We start from the raw sequence: 3,187 nt of genomic DNA on the forward strand, positions 1-3,187 counted from the left end.
TTTCCTGTACGGGGGTTTGTGGCACTACAGGTTGTGGCAGTACTGTTTCCTGTACTGGGGTTTGTGGCACTACAGGTTGTGGCACTACTGTTTCCTGTACTGGGGCTTGTGGCACTACAGGTTGTGGTACTACTGTTTCCTGTACTGGGGCTTGTGGTACTACAGGTTGTGGCACTACTGTTTCCTGTACTGGGGCTTGTGGTACTACAGGTTGTGGTACTACTGTTTCCTGTACTGGTGTAGTTGGTGACTCTGTAGGTTGTGGTTGGCTATTTGTTTGTTGTTTTTCTTCCATATATCCTCAACTCAAGGAATTTTAGTCAGTCTATACTTAATACTTATATTTTAGATTTACTCATCTCCTCGATCCGGTCTCTTGGATTTTAGGGGATTTTGTCAGAAATTTTCCAGTAAATAATATATATAAATATTTTTCCTGTTCGTATTTAATAGATTAGATGCATTTATGTGCATCAAATTATAATTTTGCAGCAAAAACTAATCTAAAATCTAAAAATTTTAGTTAAATTCAGATTAAAATTAATCCAGGTGGTGAGCTGCTCTAAATTTTTTGCTACTGTTAAGGATATCGTCAAAATAGGGTGATACCCGGATAACCTGCAGAATTTTTTTGAACTTTTCTTAACTGATAATATAGCTTTAAGCATTTCCGTGCCGGAATGCGGAGCAAACAGCATTTAGTTACCTTCTTGATCGAATAACTCCATTATCAGCTCTAGTCGAAACTATTGGTCGTAAAGGATTTCATTTTTTTTAATGTCCTAACACTTTTTTGTAGTGCTATAGATAAATATTGTCACCTTACCTTAATAATTCAATAATTCAAGTCAGATTGACAATAAACAGAAATTATGATATACAAATCGAAATTAATTGAAATACTTACAGGCAAAAATCGCGGTTTACTAGCAAGTAAAAACGATCAAAAAGAAATTTTGGCAGCGATCGCTCAGTTAGAAGATTATAATCCTAACCTCCGCCCCTTGGAAGCAAAAGAACTATTAAATGGTAATTGGAGGTTACTTTATACTACCAGCCAAGAATTACTACGCATTGACAATTTTCCTTTCCTGAAACTAGGTGATATTTATCAATGTATCAGAGTTGAAGATACAGCAATATATAATATTGCAGAAGTATATGGTTTACCATTTTTAGAGGGAATTGTAAGTGTTGTTGCTCAGTTTGAAGTTGTTTCAGAAAAACGAGTGAATGTTAAATTTAATCGTTCAATTTTGGGTTTACAAAGTTTAATTGGTTATCAATCACCTAACAAATTAATTGCCGAAATAGAATCAGGAAAAAAATTTACCGCTGTTGATTTTGATATCCAAAATCGTGAACAACAGGGATGGTTAGATATTACATACTTAGATGAAGATTTACGAATTGGAAGAGGCAATAAAGGAAGTGTATTTGTACTAATAAAAGTTTAAGATAATGCCCTAACTAATTTTTGGTATGGGATGAGTAATACCAATTAGAAAAAAGTTGCCTATGGTAGAGGGTTTGTTCAATAATTAATAATTAATAATTAATAATTAATAATTACCCCTCCTTGAAAACGGATAGGATTGACTAATCATGAAAATTTTTATTTATTATCCCCTTAAAAGGGGAGGCTTTAAACCAAAATTTTTCGGTAACCAAACCCTTACCAATGGATAATGGATAATTGATAATTGATAATTAACCAATCCGGTTTCAAGCCTTCTGTTTCAAGAGAAAACAAGCTTAGGAGATTTCCTTATATTCAATTCCGTTACGGTTTTAACCAAAGGTAATTAGAGTTTGCTAAAAAAGTCTTATGAGTGAGGATATAACTCAGAACTCAGAACTCAGGAGATAATTGATAATTGATAATTAATCAATCTGGTTTCAAGCCTTATATTTCAATGGATAGCTTACCTTACAAGGGTATATTTTTTAGAATTATGCCTTTGGGTGTGGGGAATGTGGGGAGAGGGGGAAGTGTGGGGAGAATTTTTGAACCATTTTTCTTATAAAAAAGCACGCTGGAAGTTGAGATTTTATACTGAATAAAATGATTACTCATACCACTTAAAAAAAAGAATGCTACAAAAACGTGTATCTCAATCAAATATGCTGAAAAATAGCTACTCCAATTCATTTTAGATAGTTATTTCTATCGTTTTTCCATTTTTTTGAAAATTTACTCATTATTCCTTCTTTCTTATTTCTAGGATTTGTAACAAACACTTATGAAATTAGTATCAGCCCTTTGTTAAAAACATACACTTGTAAGTTTTCCCTATTCTTCTACTCAAGAAAGTGTAGAAAAGTTTTTGAGAAATAGTATTATAGATGTTGGAGTAAGTTTTCCATAACAACAACAAAGCCTTTTCGTTAATCCCCAATTTTTTTGCTATTAGACAGTTAGTTTTCTGAAGTTACCACTAATTATTTTTTCCAAAAGTGTATCGAAGCTTAATTAGAAATCTTCTATAAGAGAACTTAAGCGCTGCAACAAGGGATCTGATTCTGTTTTTGATTCTTCAACAGATAAATCTGCTTCTGCTTCTGTGGGTTTAGTAGTAGTTAATTCTTGCTCCTGAGTAGGCTTAACAATAGGTAGTTCTATTTTATTAATAGCTGCTTCAATTTTTGGCAATTCTGTCTTGAAAGCCTGCAAAGCTTCAAGGAACTTAGCATCAAAATTAAATTGCATTTGAGCCAATTGTTGATTCATTTGACTCAAGTGTTTTTTCAGGTCATTTAATTGACTTACCTGATTAGGTTCATTCAATTCACTAGAAGCAATTTTTTTTTCCAACTCAGAAAAATGTTGGGTAAGCTTTTCATAAATTCTGTGTTCAAGACGTTGCAAATTTGACGCAGATTGAGCTAATTCTGTAGACGAAGATACATACAAAAATTGCCATAGAGCTTGCTTACAGAGATTACTAAAAGTTTGGTATTTTTGGGTATTCAACTCTTTTTCAATAGCTGCTAACAACTGCTTATCTGCTGCCTCTTCGGTAAAAAAGACTTCTTTTTTCTGATTTTTTTCCCACAACATCGGGTAATATTTTAATTAACTTAGACAAAGCACAAGATCAAGTATTCTGTTCAATAATTAATAATTACCGAATAATTAATAATTAAATAATTAAATAATTAAACAGTTTAGGTTAAAAGCCTCCCC

Annotated in this window: 2 protein-coding genes and 1 pseudogene; 1 reads left to right on the forward strand and 2 read right to left on the reverse strand. The window is 32.6% G+C overall.

Features of this window, described 5'->3' with window-relative positions:
• A pseudogene (locus ACP6PM_RS08855) lies at positions 1-295 on the reverse strand (hypothetical protein); the annotation flags it as partial.
• Positions 296-872: 577 nt separating this feature from the next.
• Here ACP6PM_RS08855 and ACP6PM_RS08860 point away from each other — a divergent pair.
• The gene (locus tag ACP6PM_RS08860) at positions 873-1,457 is read left to right on the forward strand and encodes a PAP/fibrillin family protein (protein WP_293109725.1); all 585 of its coding nucleotides are present in this window, start codon (positions 873-875) and stop codon (positions 1,455-1,457) included.
• A 1,016-nt stretch (positions 1,458-2,473) separates the two neighbouring features.
• Here ACP6PM_RS08860 and fcmC read toward each other — a convergent pair.
• Positions 2,474-3,061 carry a filament morphology membrane protein FcmC gene (fcmC, locus tag ACP6PM_RS08865; protein WP_426583755.1) on the reverse strand — a complete coding sequence of 196 codons (588 nt, stop codon included), beginning with the start codon at positions 3,059-3,061 and terminating at the stop codon, positions 2,474-2,476.
• Positions 3,062-3,187 lie beyond the last annotated feature (126 nt).

It is taken from the genome of Dapis brunnea BLCC-M229, assembly GCF_050015995.1.
In the GTDB taxonomy this organism is placed as follows: Bacteria; Cyanobacteriota; Cyanobacteriia; order Cyanobacteriales; family Microcoleaceae; genus Trichodesmium.

Excerpts from the sequence above, each read along its gene's own strand:
- fcmC (WP_426583755.1), bottom strand. The coding sequence starts at position 3,061 with ATGTTGTGGGAAAAAAATCAGAAAAAAGAAGTCTTTTTTACCGAAGAG.
- ACP6PM_RS08860 (WP_293109725.1), top strand. The coding sequence starts at position 873 with ATGATATACAAATCGAAATTAATTGAAATACTTACAGGCAAAAATCGC.